A 19,597-nucleotide genomic window follows, 5' to 3' on the forward strand; every position below is an offset into this window, starting at 1 on the left:
AGAGCCGCCCGATGCGCTGGTTCAAGTGCCGGGGCACTGGCGAAGGGCACGGTGTAGGCGCGGTGAAGTGCGCGGTGAGGGAGGGTGGTTGTGCATGGGGACGGGCGAGGGGCGCCTGTGGCCCGTGCACGAGGAGGCGGGAATCGCGGTGGCTGTGCGAGGGGTGCGCGATGGCTGCCGACGGCGCGTGCGCAGTGAAGTGGCCCGTGGAGCAGCGTGCGGGACTGCGGGACTGCGGGGCGACCTTCCGGGGCGGCCTGCAAACGGCGCGCGGACCGGGATCGGTTGGCGGTCCGGGATCGGTTGGCGGTCCGGGATCGGGCCCGTGCGGCGGGATCGGCCCGTGGGCCAGGACCGGCTGGTCGGCCGGTCGTCGGCCCGTCAGCGGGTGGCGCTGCGGTGAAAGGCCGTGCGTGCCCACAGGTAGCCGGCCAGGGTGAGGGCTATGCACCAGGCCACGGCGGCGGGCGCGCTGCTGCCTGCGCCGGTGCCCATCAGCAGGCTCCGCAGGGTCTCGATGACCGGGGTGAAGGGCTGGTACTCGGCGAACCAGCGCAGCCCGGTGGGCATGGACTCCGGCGGGACGATGGCGCTGCCGAGGAAGGGGAGGAACTGCATCGGCAGGGGAATGTTGCTGGCGGTCTCGGGATTCTTGGCGACCAGGCCGATGGCGGCCGACAGCCAGGTCAGCGCCAGGGTGAGCAGGGTGAGCAGACCGGCGGCGGCGAGCCAGCCGAGCAGTGTGGTGTGCGGCCGGAAACCCATGAGGAGCGCGACGCCTATGACGAGGGCGATGCTGACCAGTGTCTGGAGGACGCTGCCGACGACATGCCCGGTCAGGAAGGCCGCCCGGGAGATCGCCATGGTGCGGAACCGGTTGACGATGCCTTCGGTCATGTCGACGCAGACGCCGACCGCGGTGACCAGGGAGCCCGAGGTCGCGGCCATGAGGATGATGCCGGGGGCGACGTAGTCGATGTAGTCGGGACTGCGGCCGCCGGCCGTCCCGCCGATGCCGGCCCCCAGGGCACCGCCGAAGACATAGGTGAAGAGCAGCAGCATCAGGACGGGCATCGCGACGACCGAGATCGTCATGGCGGGGTAGCGCAGCGCATGCTTCAGATTGCGCCGCAGCATCGTCCGGGCGTCGCGGGCCGCGTAGGCCATGGTGGTCATCGGGCGGTCTCCTTCGGGGAGTTGGCCTCGCCGATGGACCTGTCGCGGCCGGTGAGGGTGAGGAAGACATCGTCGAGATCGGGGGTGTGCACCGTCAGTTCCTCGGCGCGGACCGATGCCCGGTCCAGGGCGTCGAGGACGGCGCGCACGGCGGTGACACTGCCGTCGCCGGGGACGCGCAGGGTGAGCGCTTCGCTGTCGTGTGCGGTGGCGTCGAAGAGGGCGGCGGCCGAGGAGTAGTGGGCCGGGTCGGCGAACCGGAGGCGGATATGGCCGCCGGGAATCCGTCGCTTCAGCTCGTCCGCGGTGCCCTCGGCGACCAGCCGGCCGCCGTCCAGAACGGCGATACGGTCGGCGAGTTGGTCGGCCTCGTCCAGATACTGCGTGGTCAGGAAGATGGTGACGCCCTGGTCGGCGACCAGGCGACGGATGATCTCCCACATGGTGCGCCGGCTGCGGGGGTCGAGGCCGGTGGTCGGCTCGTCGAGGAAGATGATGCGCGGGTCCCCTACGAGGGTCATCGCGAGGTCGAGCTTGCGGCGCATCCCGCCCGAGAAGGTGACGACGGGCTTGGCGGCGGCCTCGGTCAGCTCGAAGCGGTGCAGCAACTCGGTGACCCGGCGGCGGCCTTCACTCCGGTCGAGGTGGTGCAGGTCCGCCATGAGGAGGAGGTTCTCCCGGGCGGTGAGCAGGTTGTCCACCGCCGCGAACTGGCCGGTGACGCCGATCGCGGTGCGTACGGCGTCGGCCTCGCGCACCAGGTCGTGGCCGGCGATCCGCGCCTGGCCGGCGGTGGCGGGGAGCAGGGTGGAGAGGATCTGCACAGTGGTGGTCTTGCCCGCGCCGTTGGGCCCGAGCAGGGCGAAGACGGTGCCTTCGGGGATGTGCAGGTCGATGCCGTCGAGCACCACCTTGTCGCCGTAGGACTTGGTTAACCCGGTGGCGCTGATCGCCGCGGAGACGGCGGGCGCGGAAGTCATGATCATGACAGTCCCGTTCTGGTCCGGTGAGGTGACGTGTGGGTCATGGCCGGCCGCGAGCGGCCGGGCCGGGTCAGGAGCGGCGGATCAGGATGTCGCCGATGCTGGTGTGGGCGCGCACTTCGACGGTCTCGGCACTGTCGCCGGGGCCGTCGGTGGCCCCGAGGTCGTTCTGCACCCGGCCGATGCCGGTGGCCACGTCCAGCCAGGCGGCACTGGCCTCACGGATGCCGACCTCCAGGTCACCGGCGGCGGTCCGGAGCACGACCTGGCCGCGGGCCACTTCGCCGATCCGGATGGCACCGTTGGCGGACTTGGCGTCGACTCCGGCGTGCGCGACGCCGACGGAGATGAGGCCGTTGGACGCGTTCGCCCGCAGGGCGCCGGTGACCTCGCCGATCACGGTGTCGCCGTTGCCGTTCTTGACCAGTGCCGCACCCTCGATCCGGCCGGCGTCGATCCGGCCCGCGCCGATGAGTTCGGCGTCGCCCGACGCCTGGACCAGCCGGATGTCGCCGTAGTCGGTGCGGAGGTTGACGGCCTCCGCCTCGTCGATCTGGATGTCGCCGAGCGAGGTCTTGAGCCGGCACTCGCCGAGCCGGCCCGTGACGGTGAAGTCCGCCATGGGCGAGGTGCCCAGGAGGTCCGAGCCGGAGGGCAGCTCGACGGTCACGTCCAGAGAGCCGGGCTTGCCGAAGAGGGAGCGCTTCCGGGGGCCTTTGACGAGCAGCTTGCCGCCGGAGCAGGTCACCTTGGTCTGCTGCGCGGCCCGCACATCCGCGTCCGCGGTGGCGTCGCTCGGCAGCACCTCGACGACCGTGTCGGTGCGCTTGCTCGCGGTGATCCGGACGGAGCCGAGGTCGAGTTCGATGGTGGCGGAGAGCGGTTCGGGAGTGTCGAAAGCAGGCATGGCTGTGCCGTCCTCATGGCTGGAGTGAGTTCCCGCCGGGCGGCGGGTGAGTGAAGGAAACGAGTGGTGAGTGGAGAGGTGAGTGGCGGGGGTGACGAGCGGGGTGGCGGTGGTCCCGGTGATGGCCGGCGGGCGGCCGCTCCCCGTCGGCCGACCGCCGGCCACCGATCGGCCGGCCGACCTAGCGGACCCAGCCCGTGTAGCCCTGATGGCCCCGGCGGGGGCCGCGGCCGGTGCTGCGGCTGGGGGCGCCCGGCTCCAGGGCGGTGGAGACAGCCCGCACCAGCCAGGCGTTGACCGAGAGGCCCTCCTGTCCCGCGGCCTCCTCGACCCGGGTCTTGAGGGGGGCGGGCAGGCGGAAGTTGATCCGTGCGGTGCCGCCCTCGTCGGCGTCCGAAGGAGCCGTGGGCACCGCGGCCCGGGGCTCGTTCGCCGCCGCCTCGGGCAACTCGTCCTGTCCGTACGGGTCCTGGAGCGACGGCACGGTCACCACGAACTCGGGGTCGAGTCCGCGCAGCCGCAGATCGACCGATCCGGGCGCCAGGTCACGGGTGATCTCGGTCATGGCGGAGGAGAGGGCGTTCAGCAGCGTGAGCCGGACGGCCGACTCCAGAGGGGTGGTGAGCCGCTCGGCCAGGGCGCGGGCTTCGTCTCCGCCCGCGTCCGCGGCGACCGCGAGCTCGTGCCGGAGATTGTCGACGTAGGGCGTGAGGTCCATAACGCCATAGTGGCACCATCGTGGCGCCATGGCAAGTCACTTTGGCGCATGAATGGCATCAGTGGCGCCATCGCGGCACCACCGGAGGCGCCATACCGGCACCCAGGCATCCGCCCGCGGCGGCCGCGACGACGGCCGTGGCCGCCGCCCGGTGACGAACGACGGCGGCTCTCACGGCAGTTGCCGCCCCGCGGAGAAGCCCCGCCGGACCGCCCCGGCGCCGGGCGCCGACCGCGTGAACGCCACCCCTCGGCGCGTTCGAATACGCGGGCTAAGGTGCTCCCGCAGGCTGTTCAACCGGTGCGGGGGAGGAGAACTCACGGTGTCCGATCTGGGACGGCTCGTGGCCGACCGGTACCGGCTGGTGGAGCGGGTCGGGCGGGGCGGCATGGGCACGGTGTGGCGCGCCGAGGACGAGCTGCTCGGGCGGCCGGTCGCCGTGAAGAAGCTGCTGGTGCCGCCGCATCTGAACGACGACGAGATCGAGACGCTCTACGAGCGCACCCGCCGCGAGGCCCGCAGCGCCGCCCGGATCACCCACCCCCATGTGATCGTGGTGCATGACGTCGTCGACGACGAGGGCCTGCCGTGCATCGTCATGGAGTACATCCCCTCGGTCACCCTGGGCGACCTCGTGAAGCGCGAGGGCGCGCTGCCGCCCGCCGAAGCGGCGCGGATCGGCCGCGGCATGGCCGCCGCGCTGCGCGCCGCGCACGACGCCGGGGTGCTGCACCGGGACGTCAAGCCCGGCAATGTGCTGCTGGGGAACGACGGGCGGCTCGTCCTCACCGACTTCGGCATCGCCGTGCAGTCCGGCACCCCCTCCCTGACCCGGACCGGCGAACTGGTCGGGTCGATCCAGTACCTCGCGCCGGAACGCCTCCGCAGCAACATCGCCGAGCCCGGCCCGGCCTCCGACCTGTGGTCCCTCGGGGCGACGCTGTACCAGGCGGTCGAGGGGCGCCCCCCGTTCCAGCGGGACACCGCGATCGAGACCGCGTACGCCATCGTCACCGAGGAGTACCCGCCTCCGCACCGCGCCGGTGAGCTGGCCCCGGTGATCGAGGGGCTGCTGAGGAAGGAACCCGGGGAACGCCTGGCCGCCCATGAGGCCGAGCGCCTGCTGAGCGGCCAGGAGGTGTCCGTCACCCGGGCCGTTCCGGTCGAACAGCCCACCCGGCCGCACCCCGCCGAGGTCCCCGCGGTCCCCGCCAGGAAAGGGCGGCGCGGTCGCCGTGCCGCCCTGTGGAGTGCCGCGGTGACCGCGGTCGCCGCCTCCGTGGCCGGCGGGGTGCTGCTGTGGCCCTGGGGCGGCGCCGGTGCGACGGACCCCCGCCCGGCCGGATCGTCCCCGGCCTCCGGCCCGTCCAGCCCCCCGCCCTCCTCGCCGCCACCGCTGCCCTCGGGATACGTCTTCCAGAAGCCGGGGCACGGCGTCTCCCTCCCCGTGCCGAAGGGCTGGAAGCTGTCGCATCCGCCCGGCGGTGACATCGCCTATGTGCACCCGCTCCAACGGGTGGGCCTGCGGGTCAACATCGTCCCGTTCGCCGGCGCGTCCGACCCGGTCCGGCACTGGCGGGAGACCGAGGAGGACCAGACGCGCCGGGACAACCCGGGCTATGAGCGGGTCAGGATGGACCCCACGACGTTCCGGGGACGGCCCGCGGGCTACTGGGAGTTCACCTTCGACGGCTCGGCACGGGAGTTCCGGGCCGCGGAGGTGGCCTTCAGCGGCTCCGACGGCACGCAGTACGTGGTCTATCTGTGCGCGCCCAACGCGGAGTGGACCAAGTACCGCCCGGTCTTCGACACCGCCCTCAAGGGAATCCGGCTCCGGTCCGAGGGACCGTCCTGACAGCTGCCCGGACCGTGTTCACCCGGCGCACTCGGTGTCCGTCCCGGGCCGCCGGCCCGTCGTCAGGAAGGTGCTGACGGTGCGGTCGCCGCAGGCGGTGCCGTTGTCCAGGTAGGCGCCGTGACCGCCGTGGCCGCTTCGGTCGAGCGTGAGCAGCCGGGCCCGGTCGCCGAGGGCCCGGCGCATCTTCAGCGCGCCGGCGTACGGGGTGTAGGGGTCCCGGCGGTTCTGGACCATCAGGATGTTGGACGGGCCGTCGGCGGTGATCCGGGTGGGCCGCTCCTCCGGTGCCTTCCAGAAGGCGCACGGCGTGATGTTGACCGGCATCCCGGCCGTCAGCGGGTGCCGGGCGCGGTCGGCGGCCACCGCGCGCCGATGGGCGGGCACCGACGCCGCCGGCCAGCGCACGTCGTTGCAGATGGTCGCCATCATGACCGCCGCGTCCTCGTCCGGCATCGGCCCGGCGAGGGCGTCGGGCAGCACCGGCACGGCGGCCGGGTCCTGGGCCTGCCGGACGAGACGGCCCATCCCGGCGAAGAGACCGTCGCTCTGCAGGGCGTTCTGGAGCGCCTGCCGCATCCGGTTGCCGGTCAGCGGGACGCCCGGTGTGGTGGTGTCCTTGGGCGCGCGGTCCAGCTTCGCCGCCAGGGCGAGGAACAGCGGCCGGACGTCCTCGGGCCGCCGCGCCAGCCGCAGCCCCTCGTGCTCCCGTGCCGGATCGGCGGCCCAGGCCGCGAAGTCGGGGAACCGGTCGTCCGCCCCCACCGCCATGTTCGCCAGCCACCCGCGCGCCACCCGGGACGGATCGGGGTCGTCGATGCTGTCCAGGACCCAGCGGTCGGTGTGCCGGGGGAACTTCTGCGCGTACACCGCCCCGACGTACGTCCCGTACGAGGACGCCCAGGCGGAGAGCTTCTCCTCGCCCAGGGCCCGGCGGAGGCGGTCGATGTCGCGCACCTCGTTCGCGGTGGTGAGGCTGCGCAGCACAGCCCCGCCGTTGTGGCGGCAGGCCTCGGCGATGCGCCGGGCGCGGGCGGCGTTCCCGCCGATCTCTCCGTCCGGCGCCGGCCAGGACCGGAAGGTCACCAGATGCCGGTCGCCGGGGTCGAGAGCGCAGCCCGTCCGCGTGCTCCCGCCCACCCCGCGGGGATCGAAGCTGACCAGGTCGTAGGTCCCGGCCAGCGCCTTCTGCAGCGCCCGGCCCTTCGTCTCCAGCCGTCTCGCCCCGGACCCGCCCGGCCCGCCGGGGATCACCAGCAGCGTCCCCCGCCGGGCCGCGGGCCGCTCGCTGCGCACCCGGGTCACGGCGAGGGTGAGCTGCGGGCCGTCCGGGTCGCGGTAGTCGAGGGGTACGGGCAGCCGGGCGCACTCCTGACCGGTGGGGCCGCCGGGCTGGGCGCAGGGCCGCCAGGTGAGGGCGGGCCCCTGGGTGCGGGGGGTTTCGGCGCGGGCCACTGGGGCGGCGGTCAGGGTGGCCGCGACGGTGGCGGCGGAGAGCGCGAGGAGCAGGGCGCGAGGGGCGTAAGTCGTCATGGAACAAGGGTGGTTGAGCGGTTCCCCGCCGCCCATCCGGCAGTCCTCACAGGTGGGGTGGGGTTAGCCCCAGGCCCGCTCCCCCGCCCTACTCGCCGACGACGATCAGCGCCAGCGTGATGTTGTCGGGGCCGCCCGCCTCGATGGCGGACTTCCACAGTTCGAAGGCGGCCCGGCCGCCGGTGTGAAGTTGCAGCAGGTCGTTGAGGGCGTCCTCCGGGACGGGGTCGGTCAGCCCGTCGGTGCACACCAGGTAGCGGTCGCCCGCGGACAGCGGCGCCTCGCTGACGTGCGGGGTGACGGCGGTGAACTCCGGGGTGCCGCCGAGCGCCTGGGTGACGAGCGAGGTGGTGCGCCGCCCCGGGGACAGCGGCGGGCTGTCGTCCACGCTCACCTGGCGCAGACCGTCCGTCGTGGCATCGAGCACCCGGCTGTCGCCGACGTTGAACACCAGCAGCGACTCCGCCAGGACGACGGCACCGGCGACCGTGGTCCCCATGGTGCTCAGCTCCGGGTTCTGGCCCGCGGCCGCGTACACCGCGTCGTTGCAGAGGCCGAGGGCGTCACGGACGGCGTCCGCGGAGTCCAGCGTCGGTCCCAGCGCCGCCAGTTGCCGCACGGCCAGCGCGCTGGCCACATCGCCGGCCGGCTGCCCGCCGATGCCGTCGGCGACCGCGACGACGAGCGGGGTGCCGAGCGGGAACGCCAGGGTCTGCGGGTTCTCGGTCATGGTGCCGCAGAGCGTCCAGGGGCCGGCCACCAGGCTGTCCTCGTTGTGGTCGCGGAGCAGCCCGGGGTGGCTCAGCGCGGTCACGGTGACGTACTCCATACCCCTGTCCCGTCCGGGCCTCCGCTCCGGCAGGCCCCGTATCCCCCGGGGGCGTTCCGTACCACCATTGTGGGCGCCGACGGGCCGCCGCGCGCGCCCGCCGCGTCACCCCAAGAGCCCCCGGAGCCCCCGGTCAGCCGCTCCCCGTGCCGCCCAGGGTGTCGCGCCGCATCAGCCGGGAGATGTCCTTGCCGGTGACGATCCCGACCAGGTGCCCGGAGTCCACGACGAGGATGCGGGCGCCGGTCCGCAGGCTGAGCTTGTCCAGCGCCTCGGTCAGCAGCTCGTCGGGGGCGGCGACCGCGCACTGGGACAGCGGGGTCGCGACCTCCCGCACCCGCAGCGTCTCCCGGCTCGCGGCCGGGACCGTCGCGAGCCGGCGCAGCTGCACCAGGCCGCTGGGGCGGCCCTCGAAGTCGAGCAGCGGCAGCGCGGAGTGCCGGGAGTGCACGGCCACCTCGTCGATGAAGCGCTGGACGGTCAGCCAGTCGGCGCCGGTGTCCACCGGGCCGGTCATCGCCTCGCCGGCCCGGATGCCCCGCAGCGCCCGGTGCAGGCCCGCGCGGCGCCGCTCCGCACCGGCGACGATCATGATGAAGAGGCCGACGAAGACGATCCACAGCCCGCCCGGCGCCCCGCGCAGCACGGAGATCCAGCCCGCGGCCACCAGCAGCACGCCCATGACCTGGCCGCCCCGGGAGGCCGCGAGGTCCGCCCGCTCCCGGTCCCCCGTGCGCCACCACAGCACCGCCTGCACCACCCGCCCACCGTCCAGCGGCACGGCGGGCAGCAGGTTGAACACCCCCAGGAACAGATTCGCCCAGCCCACCCAGGCCAGCACGACCGACGGCACCGCCCACCCGGACAGCCCGTGCAGCCCGATCCCGGCCCCCAGCACGACCCCGCCGACGACCAGGCTGGCCAGCGGCCCGCTGACGGCCACCGCGAAGGCCGCCCGCGCGGTCGGCGGCCGCCCCATCCGGGTCGTCCCGCCCAGCGCCCAGAGCGTCACGTCCTGCACCGAGATCTGCCTCCGCTGGGCCGTCGCGGCGTGCGCCGTCTCGTGCAGCAGCAGGCTTCCCATGAGCAGCACCGCCCCCACCACGCCGGCCAGCGCGTACACGGCGTCCGAGCGCCCCGGTGTCCACACCGGCAGGCCCTGCCGGCCGAGCGCGTACGCGAACAGGGCCACCAGCAGCGGCACGCTCCAGTGCATACGCAGCGGTACCCCGACCACCTGTCCGACGCGGACCGAGCCGTTCATCGTCGTCTCCTGCCGGCCCGGCGCCCGGTCCTCCCGGGCAGGTCTCGCCGACCCGCGCTCCGTGAACCGGCCGCCCGGCACCCACCACAATTGTCGCTCGCGGAACCTACGCTGGAAGGACGGACCGGCACGCGGCGGGTACGGACCGCGCCGCCGGTCTCGACCGAGGAGCCGGAGGTGCGTCATGGGGCAGAGCCACCACTTCCATCTGGACCAGGGTGACCACTCGATCACGGTGAACGTCGGGCCCGGCCGGTCCGGCGAGATCGAGCTCCTGGTCGACGGCAAGGTCGTCGCCTACCAGAAGGAACACAGCGCCGGGATGAACGTGCTGACCGGCGAACTCCCCGAGGAGCCCGCCCACCCCTTCCGCATCCTGCTGCGCCAGCCGCATCTGGTCCCCTCCATGCCCCGGTGCACGCTGGAGCTGGACGGTGTCGAGCAGCCCATGCCGGAGCGGCTGGTGATCTGAGCCCGGTGCGCCGGGCGCCGGACGGCCCCCGCGCCCGGCGGCCCGCCCCGCCGCGGTCCGCCCGCCCCGGACCGCCGCCGGCCCCCTCCGCCTGCCCGCACTCGGCCGGCCGTCGCGCGAAAGCCCCGCGACGTGTTGGGCCACCCGGCTGATTGTGGCCGCCGGGGGTTTTGCTCCTCGCGGGTTGAACACCGTCGCGGGCCGACCGCGGCAGGACGATACGTCTGGCATCCGCAGGACGACGAGGCGAGGAGCGACGTGAGAAGAATTGCGCAGGCGGGCAGCATCGTCGGGGCGTGCGGGCTGGTGCTGCTCGGCAGCGGTGTCGCCCAGGCCCAGGTGATCCCCGGCGATTCGCTGCTCGCAGCCGCCGTGGGCGCCGACGTCGGCACCGTGGCGGGCATGGTCTCCGGAGTGGTCTGCAACAACCGCCTCGCCGACTTCAACTACAAGTCGCCGGTGTTCCGGTCGCCGCACCCCTGCATCAACGGTCCGGTACGCAGCGGCAACAGCCTGAACAGCGGCAACTTCCTGAACCACGGCAACCCGAACAACAGCGGCAACATCGCCAACACCAACGGGTCGACCAACAGCGCCAACGCCACGACCGGCGCCTCCTCGGGCAGCGCGAACAGCGTGCAGCGCATCCTGGGAGGCCTCCTGCGCTGATACGGCCCGACCCCTGGACGGCTGCCGGCCCACGGCCGCTTCCCCAGCCGTTCCCCGAGCGCCCGGCGGACTCCGCCGGGCGCTCGCCGTTTCCCCGCACGCCGCACGCCGTGCGGCTCCCGGCCCACCGCACCGGCCGGACACGCCTCCGGCCCCGGGAGCGCGCCGGGGCCGGAGGGGCGGATCAGCGTCGGGTCACAGCTTCTGCCGGCCGCCGCGGCCGATGTGCTGCAGGTTGTTGCTGGTCTTGTTCTCGGCTCCGGTGGTGCCGCCCGCGTCGTCGTTGGTGTTGCCGTTGACGTTGGTCGGGCTACCGCTGTTGCTGTTGTTGCCGGACAGGTGGACGTTCTGCGAGTTCCGGACGTTTCCGCTGTTCAGCGGCCCGTTGATGCAGATCCTGGCCCGGTGGCGGCAGGTGAATCCGGCGTGGAAGCTGGCGATGGTGTCGCTGTTCCACACCCCGTCCCCGTCGAACGGCCCGTCCCAGGCCTGCGCGGGTGTGGCCCCGCCGACGGCCAGGAGCAGACCGCAAGCCCCTGCGATCACAACATTGATGCGTGCCATGTTCTTCACTGTGTGCTCCTGCACGTCGCGGTTGGTACCCGCGGTCTTGCTACCGGCCGTGCCCCCATCCACCAAGCGTGCGCAACGGCCCGTCCCACGCATTCACTCGCACCGATCAGCGGATTCACCGTGTCGGCCCTCCCCGGCGCCCCCGGCGGCGGGGTCCGGCGCCGGTCTCACCCCCGCAGCCGCAGCCGCTGCCCCGGGTAGATGTGGTCCGGACCCTGGTCGAGGGTGTCCTTGTTCAGGTCGTACAGCGCCTTGGTGCCGCCCGGGGCGTGGGTGCGCTGGGCGATGACGGAGAGACAGTCGCCGGGCTGCACCACATAGCTGCGGGCGGTGGCGTGGCCCTGGGCGCTGAGACCCCGGGTACGGGGGACCGCTCGCGGGGCCGGATCGTCCGGCGTGCTCCGGTCCGCGGCGCGGGCGGAGCCGTCGTCGCCGCCGGTGGTCCGGGCGCAGTTGGGCCAGGCGGACAGCCCGCGGTCCCGGACGATGCGCTCGCCGATGGCGATCTGCTCGTCGCGGGTGGCGAGGTCGGCGCGCGGGGCGTAGCGGCGGCCTCCGTAGGCGCGCCAGGTGGCGGGGTCGATCTGCAGCCCGCCGTGGTAGCCGTTGCCGGTGTTGATGTGCCAGCGGCCGTTGCTCTCGCAGGCGGCGATGCGCTCCCAGTCCGGCGCCGGGCCGGCGGACGAGCCGGCCGCCGCGGCACCCGGGCCGGCCGTGCCCAGCACACCCAGCACGACCAGCAGCACGGACAGCAGCATTTCGACGGACCGTTTGGCGAGGGGTGACGGCATGACGGCATTCCTCCGCTGTGCTCCGGCAACGCCGTGACGCGCTACTCGCCACGACCGGTGGGCACGCACCAACTAACCCGGCAATATGGTTTACCCGGTGTCCGGGAGCCGCGACATGCGGGGGTTTCACCCGGGTGGTCCCAGGAATTCCGGTGTGCGCGGCGGGGAACCCCACCACGGTGCGCCACGGGGCCGGAACGGGCCCTGGCCGACGGGGAGTCCTCCCATCCGCCGAGGCCCGGCTACATCCTTCGATGGAGGGGATACCGCCCGGAATTCGGGCCCCCGGGGCAGGAGTACGGGCCACCGGCCGACGTACCGTCCTAGTGTGTGGTCACGCCTTCTCCCCCCTACGCACGCGCGCCGCGTCCCCCTGCCGCTCCGTGACCTCAGACTCGCCGTCGGCTTCCTCGCCGGCTGTCTGATCCTCTACGTCGTGGGCGGGCCGCCGGTCATGGGCGGCGACATCCCCGTCTGGCAGGCCGTGCTGCCGGTACTCGTGCTGTGCACCGCGACCGCCTTCCGCAGCACCCTGCCGGTGGCCGCGCTCGTCGTCGGCACGCTCACCGTCGCCGTGCAGATGACCGCCGACGGCGCCCTGGCCCCCCTCTTCGTCTTCACGGACCTGCTCTACGCGGCGGCCCTGTACGGAGCGCCGTGGCTGTGCCGGGTACTGCAGTCCGGGAGCGTGGCGGTCACGCTGGTGACCACCGTCGCCCTGGTCGTCCTCGACAACCGCGCCCAGGGCGTGACGACGGGGGTCATCATCGCGGTGCTGCTCGTCTCTCCCGTATGGACGGCGGTGCTGATCCGGAACCACAAGGAGCGGGCGGACGCCGAGCGGCAGCGCGCCGCGCAGATCGACCGGCTGGCCGAGCTGGACCGCAAGACCGCCCTGCAGACCGAACGCACCCGGATGGCCCGTGAGCTGCACGATCTGGTGGCCAACCACCTCAGCGCCATCGCCATTCACTCCAGCGCCGTGCTCTCCCTGACCGAGGCCCGGCAGGGGAAGGACGGCGCGGCCGAGGACGATCCGGTGCGGCAGGCGCTCTCGGTCATCCGGGAGAACAGTGTGCAGGGGCTGGCCGAGATGCGCCGGATGGTGGTGCTGCTGCGGTCCGACCGGGGGGAGGCCGACGACTGGGACCGGCCGCAGCTGAACGCGCTGGAAGCGCTGGTCGAACAGGCCCGCCCGGCCGCCGACGCGGCCGCGCTGACCCTGCACACCGCGTTCCCCGAGCGGTTCCCCGAGGTGACGTCGGTGATCGAGGTGACGGCCTACCGGATCGTGCAGGAGGCGCTGACCAACGTCCTCAAGCACGCCTCGGCGGGGCAGGTGCAGATCCGCTGCGAGACCGGCGGCGGGCAGCTGACCCTCTCGGTGGAGAGCCCGCTGGCCCGCCCCGGCGGCCGGGCGGGGCAGCGCCCTCTGGAGCAGCTGATCACCGGTGCGGGCACCGGGCTCACCGGGATGTCCGAGCGGGCCGCCCTGGTCGGCGGCAGCTTCGACGCGGGCCCGGACCCCACCGCCCCGGGCCGCTGGCGGGTACGGGCGGTGCTCCCGCTGCCCCGGAACGGCAGTACGGGATAACCCCGCGGGGGCGCAGGCGAACGCTCCGGGCGCGCGGCCGCGGACCCGGGCGGGAGTACAGAGAAAGTGGCAGACCGCGGGCGGAAAGTGCCTACCTGCGGATGATCCACCGGTGCCGGCCGGACGGAATCCTGGTCCGTACGACGACTCCGGCACCATCACACGGAATGAGGGAATCCCATGAAGGGCGTTGTCTTAGGAATTGTTCTGGCACTCGTCGGCCTGGTCCTCTGGCTGACCACAAAAGAGGTGGAAACCCCGGTCGTCTCGCTGCACAAGGCCGGACTGATAATGGCGATCGTCGGCGCAGCGGAGACCTTGTTCGCGCTGCTGGGGCTCGGTAAGAAGGCTAAGAAACAACGCGCATGACGCGGCGAAAGCCGATACGCCGCTGCTGCGCCACGGGTAAGTCGGGGCACTTGGGCCGAGGGTTCTGCGGTGTCGGAGAACCGGTGGTTCTGCGGTACTGGAAAAGGTGACGGCAAGGGTGGCGGAGAGGGTGCCTGAAGCGGTCACCGCCGGCGCCGCCGTGGCTGTCGCGAACCGCCGCGCTCACCGCGGTTGCCGGGCTCGCCGCCGTTGCGGGACTCACCGCAATCGCCGGTCCCGCCCAACTGCTGCGTCTGCGCCGTCTGTCGCTGTGCCGTCCGTCGCTGGGTTGTCTGTCGCTGTGCCGGGCCGCCCGTCGCTGCGGGCCGGTGTCCGTCCCGGCGCCTTCGAGGGTTCATCGCCGCGTACGGTGCACGTCCGTGCCGGCGCGCGGACCAGGTGCGCCGCGCATGCCTCAAACGGGGTGTGCGGCGGGCCGGTTCAGACGTAGCGGGCGGTGTGCGCACGGTTGCGGGCGGCCGGAATGACCGCGGAGCGGGCGTCCGCCGCGTCCTGGCCGGCGGCCGGCGCGGTCCCTGCGGGCGGCGTGTGACCGTCGTCGGTCACGGCGTCGGAGCCGATGGCGAGGCGGCTGCGCATGCCCGGCGAGGTGCCATGGGCCTCGGCGCTGATGCGCTGCTTGATCGTGGGCGGCAGCTCGGGGCGGGGAAACCTCCGCCGGGCGGGGCCGGCCTGGCCGTGGAGCGGGACGGTGCGCGGTGCGGGAATGGCACGGGTGCCCGGTTGTGGATCGTGGTCCGGCGCGGCGCCGCGTCCTGGCTCCGGGGCGTTCCCGCCCGGGGCCTCGGTGCCCGCGTTCTCCTTGCCCAGGGTCCGCTCGTACAGTGCGGCGTCCCGGCGGGCGGCCGATGCCGTCGCGGAGACACCCAGCGATGCCAGCAGCTTGCCGAGGACGGCAAGGCACACCGCCCAGAACTTCATGACCTTGGTCGCAGCCATGGCCCCTCACTTTCGGTCGGGATCTCCCCGAGAGATCCACTCCGTCTGCTTCGTTGTGCTTCCTCTGTCGCTTCGCCGCAGTCGCGCCGCTTCCGGTGCACCACTGGGATGGCGCCGCTTCTGTTGCGTTTTCTTATGATGAGTACGTAATGGGCGGATTCACGTACCGACGCCCCCGGAGCGGCGTTCTTCGGATGAACACCACTCGTACGCAGTAGCCGGGGCCGCCGGGGACCGGCCGCGGACCGGCCGCACCCTCGGTCGGCCGATCAGTGGATGCCGTTCCGGGGGTGCTGGGCAAGGTGCCGTCGGGTGCCCGGCGCGGGCCGGGCGAAGCGGCCCGCGCTCCGGGCGGGATCTGCCGCGTCTGCCCTGGTCAGGCCGGTGTCGACTCCCCTTTGCTGGCCATCTCCGCCATCCTGCGGACGGCCTCGGGCTCGGGGGTGGCGGGCGGGATGAGCAGGAGGTCCCAGCGGCCGTGGCCGGCGGAGACCAGGCAGAGGGTGTCCGGGCCGGGGCGGCCGGTGGTCCTGCGCAGGCGGACGACATGGCCGGCGACGAGGGTGTGGGAGGGGAGGGCGGCCCACACCGCACCGTTCACCGTGGCATGGGTGATCCGGGGCCAGTCGAAGGGCAACGCGGCCAGCAGCTCCGGGAGTTCGGCCAGCAGGTCGGTCGAGTGCGGCCACCAGAGGCCGTTCAGACGCCGGGCCGTCGCGGTGTGGGGGGCGATCGCCAGACGGGCGACGGGCGGCGGCGCGGGGTGCCGCCCGGGATGGGGAGGGTCCCCGGGGGTGGTCATGCGGTGCTCCTGAGGCGGCGGGCCGCGAACCGTTCGGGGTCGGGCCAGCGCACGTCCCGGACCCAGCCGAGGCGTTCGAAGAGGCGGATGACGGCGGCGGACACATCGAGCTGGCCGCGGTCGACACCGTGCCGGGCACAGGTCGGGTCGGCGTGATGGGTGTTGTGCCAGCTCTCGCCGAACGACAGCAGGGCCAGCGGCCACAGATTGGTCGCCCGGTCGTGGCGCCGGGTGCGGAAGGGCCGGTCACCGATGAGGTGGCAGAGCGAGTTGACGCTCCAGGTGACGTGGTGCAGCAGCGCGATCCGGATGAACCCCGCCCACAGCAGGGCGGTCAGCGCGGTGACCCAGGAGCCGCCGAGCACCCAGCCCAGCGCGAACGGCAGGCCGAGCGTGAGCAGACACAGCAGGGGAAAGGACCGGTCCACCGCGCGGATGCCCCGGTCGGCGAGCAGGTCGGGCGCGAAGCGGCGGTGCGAGGTGGGGTCGTCGCCGAAGAGCCAGCCGATGTGCGAGTGGACCAGGCCGCGCAGCTGGCCGCGCAGGCTGGTGCCGTAGCGGTAGGGGGAGTGCGGATCGCCGGGGCGGTCCGTATAGGCGTGGTGGCGGCGGTGGGTGGCAACCCAGTCGATGACATCGCCCTGGAAGCTGAGCGACCCGGCGACGGCGAGCGCGACGCGCAGCACGGGGCCGGCCGTGTAACTGCCATGGGTGAGGCCGCGGTGGAAGCCGACGGTGACGCCCAGGCCGCTGATGACGTAGAAGACGGCCAGCAGCACGAGGTCGGTGAGGCCGACGACGCTGCCCCACAGGAGGGGGATGCCGACGGCCAGGCCGACGAACGGGGCGACGACGATGATGCCGGTCACCGTCACGTACATCCGCCGGCCGCTGCTCGGCGGGGCGGCGGTGCCGTCGTCGGGGAACGGGGCGGCCCCGTCGTAGTCCCGGGCCGACGGGAGGGAGCGGGCGGTCGACGTCACCGGTCGTTTCCCGCCGCGCCGGGAGGTGGCGGCGGTCCGGCCGCCGGGGTCTCGGGGTGGGCCTCGCCCTGGGGCCGCTTGTGCCTCCGGTGGCGTACGGACTCCCTCCAGTCCGCGTACCGGTGGGTGGGCATCCGTCCGGTCTGCTGGGCGTTGACCCGGGCGATGAACAGGGCCCCCAGCGCCACCAGCGCCAGCAGCACGACCACGGTCCACAGAGTCTGCATGGTGTTCACCTCACTCGGGCGGGCCGCGGTGGCGGACGCGCCCGGTGTTGTGGTCCCCGAGTCCCTTGGTGTCTTCACGGTACCCCGCAGCGGCCCGGCACATCCCTCTATGGGGGGTTATGGGCCGTTTCCCTGGGGCCAGGCTGCTGTGACCAGGCCTTTTCTACGGGGCTGTAGACGGTGACGGCCGTGCTCGCGCCCGTGACGGGCGGGGAGGGCGGCAGTCGCCCTCCCCGCCCGGAGGACCGGTCTCAGACATTGACGCCGAAGTCGGCCGCGATGCCCGCCAGGCCGGAGGCATAGCCCTGGCCCACCGCGCGGAACTTCCACTCCGCGCCGTGCCGGTAGAGCTCGCCGAAGACCATCGCGGTCTCGGCCGAGGCGTCCTCGCTCAGGTCGTAGCGGGCCAGCTCCACCCCGTCCGCCTGGTTGACGACACGGATGAACGCGTTGCGGACCTGTCCGAAACTCTGCCCCCGGCCCTCCGCCTCATGGATGGAGACCGGAAAGACGATCTTCGCGATCTCGGCGGGCACTCCCGACAGCGTGACCTCCAGGGACTCGTCGTCCCCCTCACCCTCGCCGGTCAGGTTGTCGCCGGTGTGCCGCACCGAACCGTCGGGGCTGGTCAGGTTGTTGTAGAAGACGAAGTGCGCGTCCGAGGCGACCTTGCCCGCCTCGGTGCACAGCAGCGCACTGGCGTCCAGGTCGTAGTCCGCGCCCGTGGTCGTACGCACGTCCCAGCCGAGCCCGACGGTGACGGCGGTCAGTCCGGGTGCTTCCTTCGACAAGGAGACGTTGCCGCCCTTGCCCAGCGAGACTCCCATGGCTTCCTCCAGGTGTTGCCTGCGTTCCGGGTCAGCCTCAAAATCTACAGGAGTGTAGAAGTAAAGCGCCGGGAAATGACGGCGCGGGCGCGGGGCCGGACGCACCACCGTCCCGATCCGGCCACTCAGTAAGATGCCCGGACGTCCCGGCCGGCGGGACACCCGGCGCGACGGGAGGCGACGACAGTGGGCGGCAAGTCCTTCGGCGAGGCGCCGGGCGGCGGGGAAACCCCTGGTCCTGACGGGGCCGGCGGCTCCGGCCCGGAGCGCGTCCGCCGGCGCGGACAGGGCCAGCTGGAGGCCCAGGTGCTGGCCGCGCTGCACGAGGCGCCGGGCCCGGCCACCGCCGCCTCAGTGCAGGAACGGCTCGGCGGCGGCCTCGCGTACACGACCGTGATGACGATCCTGTCCCGGCTGCACGCCAAGCAGGCCGTCACCCGCGAGCGGTCCGGCCGCGCCTACGTCTGGACCCCGGCCGCCGACGAGGCCGGTCTCGCGGCCCTGCGGATGCGCCGCGTCCTGGACGGCGAACCGGACCGGGACGCCGTCCTGACCAGCTTCGTCTCCGCGCTCTCCACCCACGACGAGCAGCTGCTGCGCACGCTCCTCGCCCGCGCCACGGCCGACGGCCCCGGCGACGGCCCGGAACCGGCCCCCCACCACCCCTCGGACGAAGCACGCGGAGGCTGACCGGTGGGCGTCTTCGTGTTCCTGCCGCTCGTCCTGCCGCTCACCGCACTGCCGATCGCCCGGCTCGCGGAACAGCATCTCCACCCGCGCGCCACCACCCGGCTGCTGACCCTGCTCGGCGCGGTCCTCGGCCTGTGCAGCACCCTCTGCCTGGGGCTGCTGATGGTCGTCGGCACCGCCCAGCTGCCCGGCAACCCGCTGCCCGACGGCTGGTCCGATCCCCAGGTACGGGCCGCCGTCCCGGAGGCCGAGGCGGTCGGCGCCGTCGCCATCCCGGCGCTGGCCGCCGCGCTCACCGCGTGCGCCGGCGCGCTGCGCCGGTACGGCCGGGTCCGGGCCCGTGCCCACCGGGCGCTGGAGCCGCTGCCGGCCGGCGCCGGCCCCGCGATGCTGCCGGACGACGATCCGTACGCCTATGCCGTGCCCGGCTCCCCCGCGCGCCCCGGCCGTCCGGCGCGGCCCGGCCGGATCGTGGTCTCCCGCGGCATGCTGCGCAGCCTGGACGAGGACGAGCGGCGCGCCCTGTTCGCCCATGAGCGGGCCCATCTGACCTGCCGTCACCATCGCTACCTGCTCGCCGTCCGCCTGGCCGGCTGCGTCAACCCGCTGCTGCTGCCGCTGCGTTCCGCGGTCGCCTTCGCCACCGAGCGCTGGGCGGACGAGGAGGCGGCGCGGGCGGTCGGTGACCGGCGGCTGACCGCCCGTGCGGTGGGCCGGGCGGCGCTGGTGGCGCGGCCCGCAGCGGCCGTGGGACTGTCCCAGTTCGCCGCGCCCGAACCGGGGCCGGTGCCGCGCCGGGTGGCGGCGCTGCTCGGGCCCGTGCCGCCGGCCCGTCACTGGCCGCCGGCGCTGACCCCGGCGGGTCTGGCGGCGCTGGTCGCCGCGGCGGGCACGGCCGCCTCCGCGCTCTCCGCGCTCAACGCAGCGGTTGCGCTGTTCGTCGTTCTGAAGGCAGCAACTCCGCTCTGAGTGCACACTGATGCTTGACCTCACCGGGCCGGACCCGGCGCACCGCGCGGCACCCGCTCCGCACCAGGCGACTTCTACAACCCTGTAGAACTTCCCGGTAGAGTGCGCGCAGCTGCGCAACAGGTGTGGCCGGAGGGGGAGATGGCGACGAGGTGCGGACTCCTGACCTGGGACTTCCCGCCCACGGAGGCGGAGGTGCGATGGGCCGGTCAGCCGGTGGAGGCCGCATACCCGGACAACGGTGGGGCACCGGGCCGGAGCGCCGCCCAGTGACCGGACGGCGCGGACGCGCTGTGGTGACGGGCCTTCACCCCGCCCGGCAACACCGGTCCGCAGGCGCGGCGTTACGCCGCCCTACCCATGCTGCCGCCCGGCGCCGGTGTCCGATCCGCCCTCCGCTGCCGAC

At 73.5% G+C, this 19,597-nt stretch carries 21 protein-coding genes; 7 read left to right on the forward strand and 14 right to left on the reverse strand.

The genetic code is table 11. From position 1 onward, the window contains the following. Positions 1–381 precede the first annotated feature (381 nt). The 4 genes from ACGFN2_RS20340 to ACGFN2_RS20355 form a co-directional block, all read right to left on the reverse strand. Positions 382–1,176, reverse strand: a complete 795-nt coding sequence (locus tag ACGFN2_RS20340) for an ABC transporter permease (RefSeq protein ID WP_393362310.1) — start codon at positions 1,174–1,176, stop codon at positions 382–384. Beyond that, positions 1,173–2,162 carry an ATP-binding cassette domain-containing protein gene (locus ACGFN2_RS20345; RefSeq protein WP_393362313.1) on the reverse strand — a complete coding sequence of 330 codons (990 nt, stop codon included), beginning with the start codon at positions 2,160–2,162 and terminating at the stop codon, positions 1,173–1,175. Before ACGFN2_RS20345 ends, ACGFN2_RS20340 begins: the two co-directional genes overlap by 4 nt. Before the next feature lie 67 nt (positions 2,163–2,229). Then, a complete protein-coding gene (locus tag ACGFN2_RS20350) occupies positions 2,230–3,066 on the reverse strand; it encodes a DUF4097 domain-containing protein (protein WP_393362316.1) in 837 nt (278 codons plus the stop codon). A 181-nt stretch (positions 3,067–3,247) separates the two neighbouring features. Next, positions 3,248–3,784 (reverse strand): hypothetical protein, encoded by a 537-nt coding sequence (locus ACGFN2_RS20355; protein WP_362600765.1) that lies wholly within the window; start codon positions 3,782–3,784, stop codon positions 3,248–3,250. Positions 3,785–4,106: 322 nt separating this feature from the next. On the opposite strand from ACGFN2_RS20355, the gene ACGFN2_RS20360 reads away from it, so the two are divergent. Further along, positions 4,107–5,639, forward strand: coding sequence for a serine/threonine-protein kinase (locus ACGFN2_RS20360; protein WP_393362319.1), 1,533 nt, complete (start codon positions 4,107–4,109; stop codon positions 5,637–5,639). An 18-nt stretch (positions 5,640–5,657) separates the two neighbouring features. On the opposite strand, the gene ACGFN2_RS20365 is transcribed toward ACGFN2_RS20360, so the two are convergent. The 3 genes from ACGFN2_RS20365 to ACGFN2_RS20375 form a co-directional block, all read right to left on the reverse strand. Continuing rightward, positions 5,658–7,172, reverse strand: a complete 1,515-nt coding sequence (locus ACGFN2_RS20365; protein WP_393362322.1) for an alpha/beta hydrolase — start codon at positions 7,170–7,172, stop codon at positions 5,658–5,660. An 88-nt stretch (positions 7,173–7,260) separates the two neighbouring features. Next, positions 7,261–8,001 (reverse strand): protein phosphatase 2C domain-containing protein, encoded by a 741-nt coding sequence (locus ACGFN2_RS20370; RefSeq protein WP_362600757.1) that lies wholly within the window; start codon positions 7,999–8,001, stop codon positions 7,261–7,263. A 133-nt stretch (positions 8,002–8,134) separates the two neighbouring features. After that, positions 8,135–9,265, reverse strand: coding sequence for a site-2 protease family protein (locus ACGFN2_RS20375; RefSeq protein WP_362600754.1), 1,131 nt, complete (start codon positions 9,263–9,265; stop codon positions 8,135–8,137). A 184-nt stretch (positions 9,266–9,449) separates the two neighbouring features. Here ACGFN2_RS20375 and ACGFN2_RS20380 point away from each other — a divergent pair, with 184 nt between their 5' ends. Then, the gene (locus ACGFN2_RS20380) at positions 9,450–9,737 is read left to right on the forward strand and encodes a hypothetical protein (protein ID WP_362600751.1); all 288 of its coding nucleotides are present in this window, start codon (positions 9,450–9,452) and stop codon (positions 9,735–9,737) included. 258 nt (positions 9,738–9,995) lie between these two features. Then, entirely contained in the window at positions 9,996–10,406 is a 411-nt protein-coding gene (locus tag ACGFN2_RS20385; RefSeq protein WP_362600748.1) for a hypothetical protein, read from the forward strand. Between the two features lie 195 nt (positions 10,407–10,601). Here ACGFN2_RS20385 and ACGFN2_RS20390 read toward each other — a convergent pair whose 3' ends face one another. Further along, positions 10,602–10,979: a hypothetical protein gene (locus tag ACGFN2_RS20390; RefSeq protein WP_362600883.1), complete on the reverse strand. Its 378-nt coding sequence runs from the start codon at positions 10,977–10,979 to the stop codon at positions 10,602–10,604. A 167-nt stretch (positions 10,980–11,146) separates the two neighbouring features. Then, the gene (locus tag ACGFN2_RS20395) at positions 11,147–11,770 is read right to left on the reverse strand and encodes a transglycosylase family protein (RefSeq protein WP_362600745.1); all 624 of its coding nucleotides are present in this window, start codon (positions 11,768–11,770) and stop codon (positions 11,147–11,149) included. A gap of 328 nt (positions 11,771–12,098) precedes the next feature. Between ACGFN2_RS20395 and ACGFN2_RS20400 the strand changes: the two genes are divergently transcribed. After that, positions 12,099–13,364: a sensor histidine kinase gene (locus tag ACGFN2_RS20400; RefSeq protein WP_393362327.1), complete on the forward strand. Its 1,266-nt coding sequence runs from the start codon at positions 12,099–12,101 to the stop codon at positions 13,362–13,364. A gap of 180 nt (positions 13,365–13,544) precedes the next feature. Next, on the forward strand, positions 13,545–13,733 hold the full coding sequence (locus ACGFN2_RS20405) for a DUF5708 family protein (RefSeq protein WP_362600740.1): 189 nt from the start codon (positions 13,545–13,547) through the stop codon (positions 13,731–13,733). A 441-nt stretch (positions 13,734–14,174) separates the two neighbouring features. Here ACGFN2_RS20405 and ACGFN2_RS20410 read toward each other — a convergent pair whose 3' ends face one another. The 5 genes from ACGFN2_RS20410 to ACGFN2_RS20430 form a co-directional block, all read right to left on the reverse strand. Further along, on the reverse strand, positions 14,175–14,693 hold the full coding sequence (locus ACGFN2_RS20410; protein WP_393362330.1) for a DUF6344 domain-containing protein: 519 nt from the start codon (positions 14,691–14,693) through the stop codon (positions 14,175–14,177). A 376-nt stretch (positions 14,694–15,069) separates the two neighbouring features. Further along, entirely contained in the window at positions 15,070–15,495 is a 426-nt protein-coding gene (locus ACGFN2_RS20415; protein WP_362600736.1) for a DUF5994 family protein, read from the reverse strand. After that, positions 15,492–16,478 carry an acyl-CoA desaturase gene (locus ACGFN2_RS20420; protein ID WP_393362334.1) on the reverse strand — a complete coding sequence of 329 codons (987 nt, stop codon included), beginning with the start codon at positions 16,476–16,478 and terminating at the stop codon, positions 15,492–15,494. The genes ACGFN2_RS20415 and ACGFN2_RS20420 overlap by 4 nt, the downstream gene beginning before the upstream one ends. Next, positions 16,475–16,705, reverse strand: a complete 231-nt coding sequence (locus ACGFN2_RS20425) for a hypothetical protein (protein WP_393362337.1) — start codon at positions 16,703–16,705, stop codon at positions 16,475–16,477. The genes ACGFN2_RS20420 and ACGFN2_RS20425 overlap by 4 nt, the downstream gene beginning before the upstream one ends. Before the next feature lie 251 nt (positions 16,706–16,956). Continuing rightward, complete coding sequence (locus tag ACGFN2_RS20430) at positions 16,957–17,532, reverse strand: TerD family protein (protein ID WP_362600727.1); 576 nt, start codon at positions 17,530–17,532, stop codon at positions 16,957–16,959. Positions 17,533–17,718: 186 nt separating this feature from the next. Here ACGFN2_RS20430 and ACGFN2_RS20435 point away from each other — a divergent pair, with 186 nt between their 5' ends. Together ACGFN2_RS20435 and ACGFN2_RS20440 are read left to right on the forward strand one after the other, a co-directional pair. Further along, complete coding sequence (locus tag ACGFN2_RS20435) at positions 17,719–18,222, forward strand: BlaI/MecI/CopY family transcriptional regulator (RefSeq protein ID WP_393362340.1); 504 nt, start codon at positions 17,719–17,721, stop codon at positions 18,220–18,222. A gap of 3 nt (positions 18,223–18,225) precedes the next feature. Continuing rightward, entirely contained in the window at positions 18,226–19,191 is a 966-nt protein-coding gene (locus tag ACGFN2_RS20440; protein ID WP_393362343.1) for a M56 family metallopeptidase, read from the forward strand. Positions 19,192–19,597: the final 406 nt, after the last annotated feature.

Source organism: Streptomyces sp. NPDC048612 (assembly GCF_043199295.1).
Classification (GTDB): domain Bacteria; phylum Actinomycetota; class Actinomycetes; order Streptomycetales; family Streptomycetaceae; genus Streptomyces.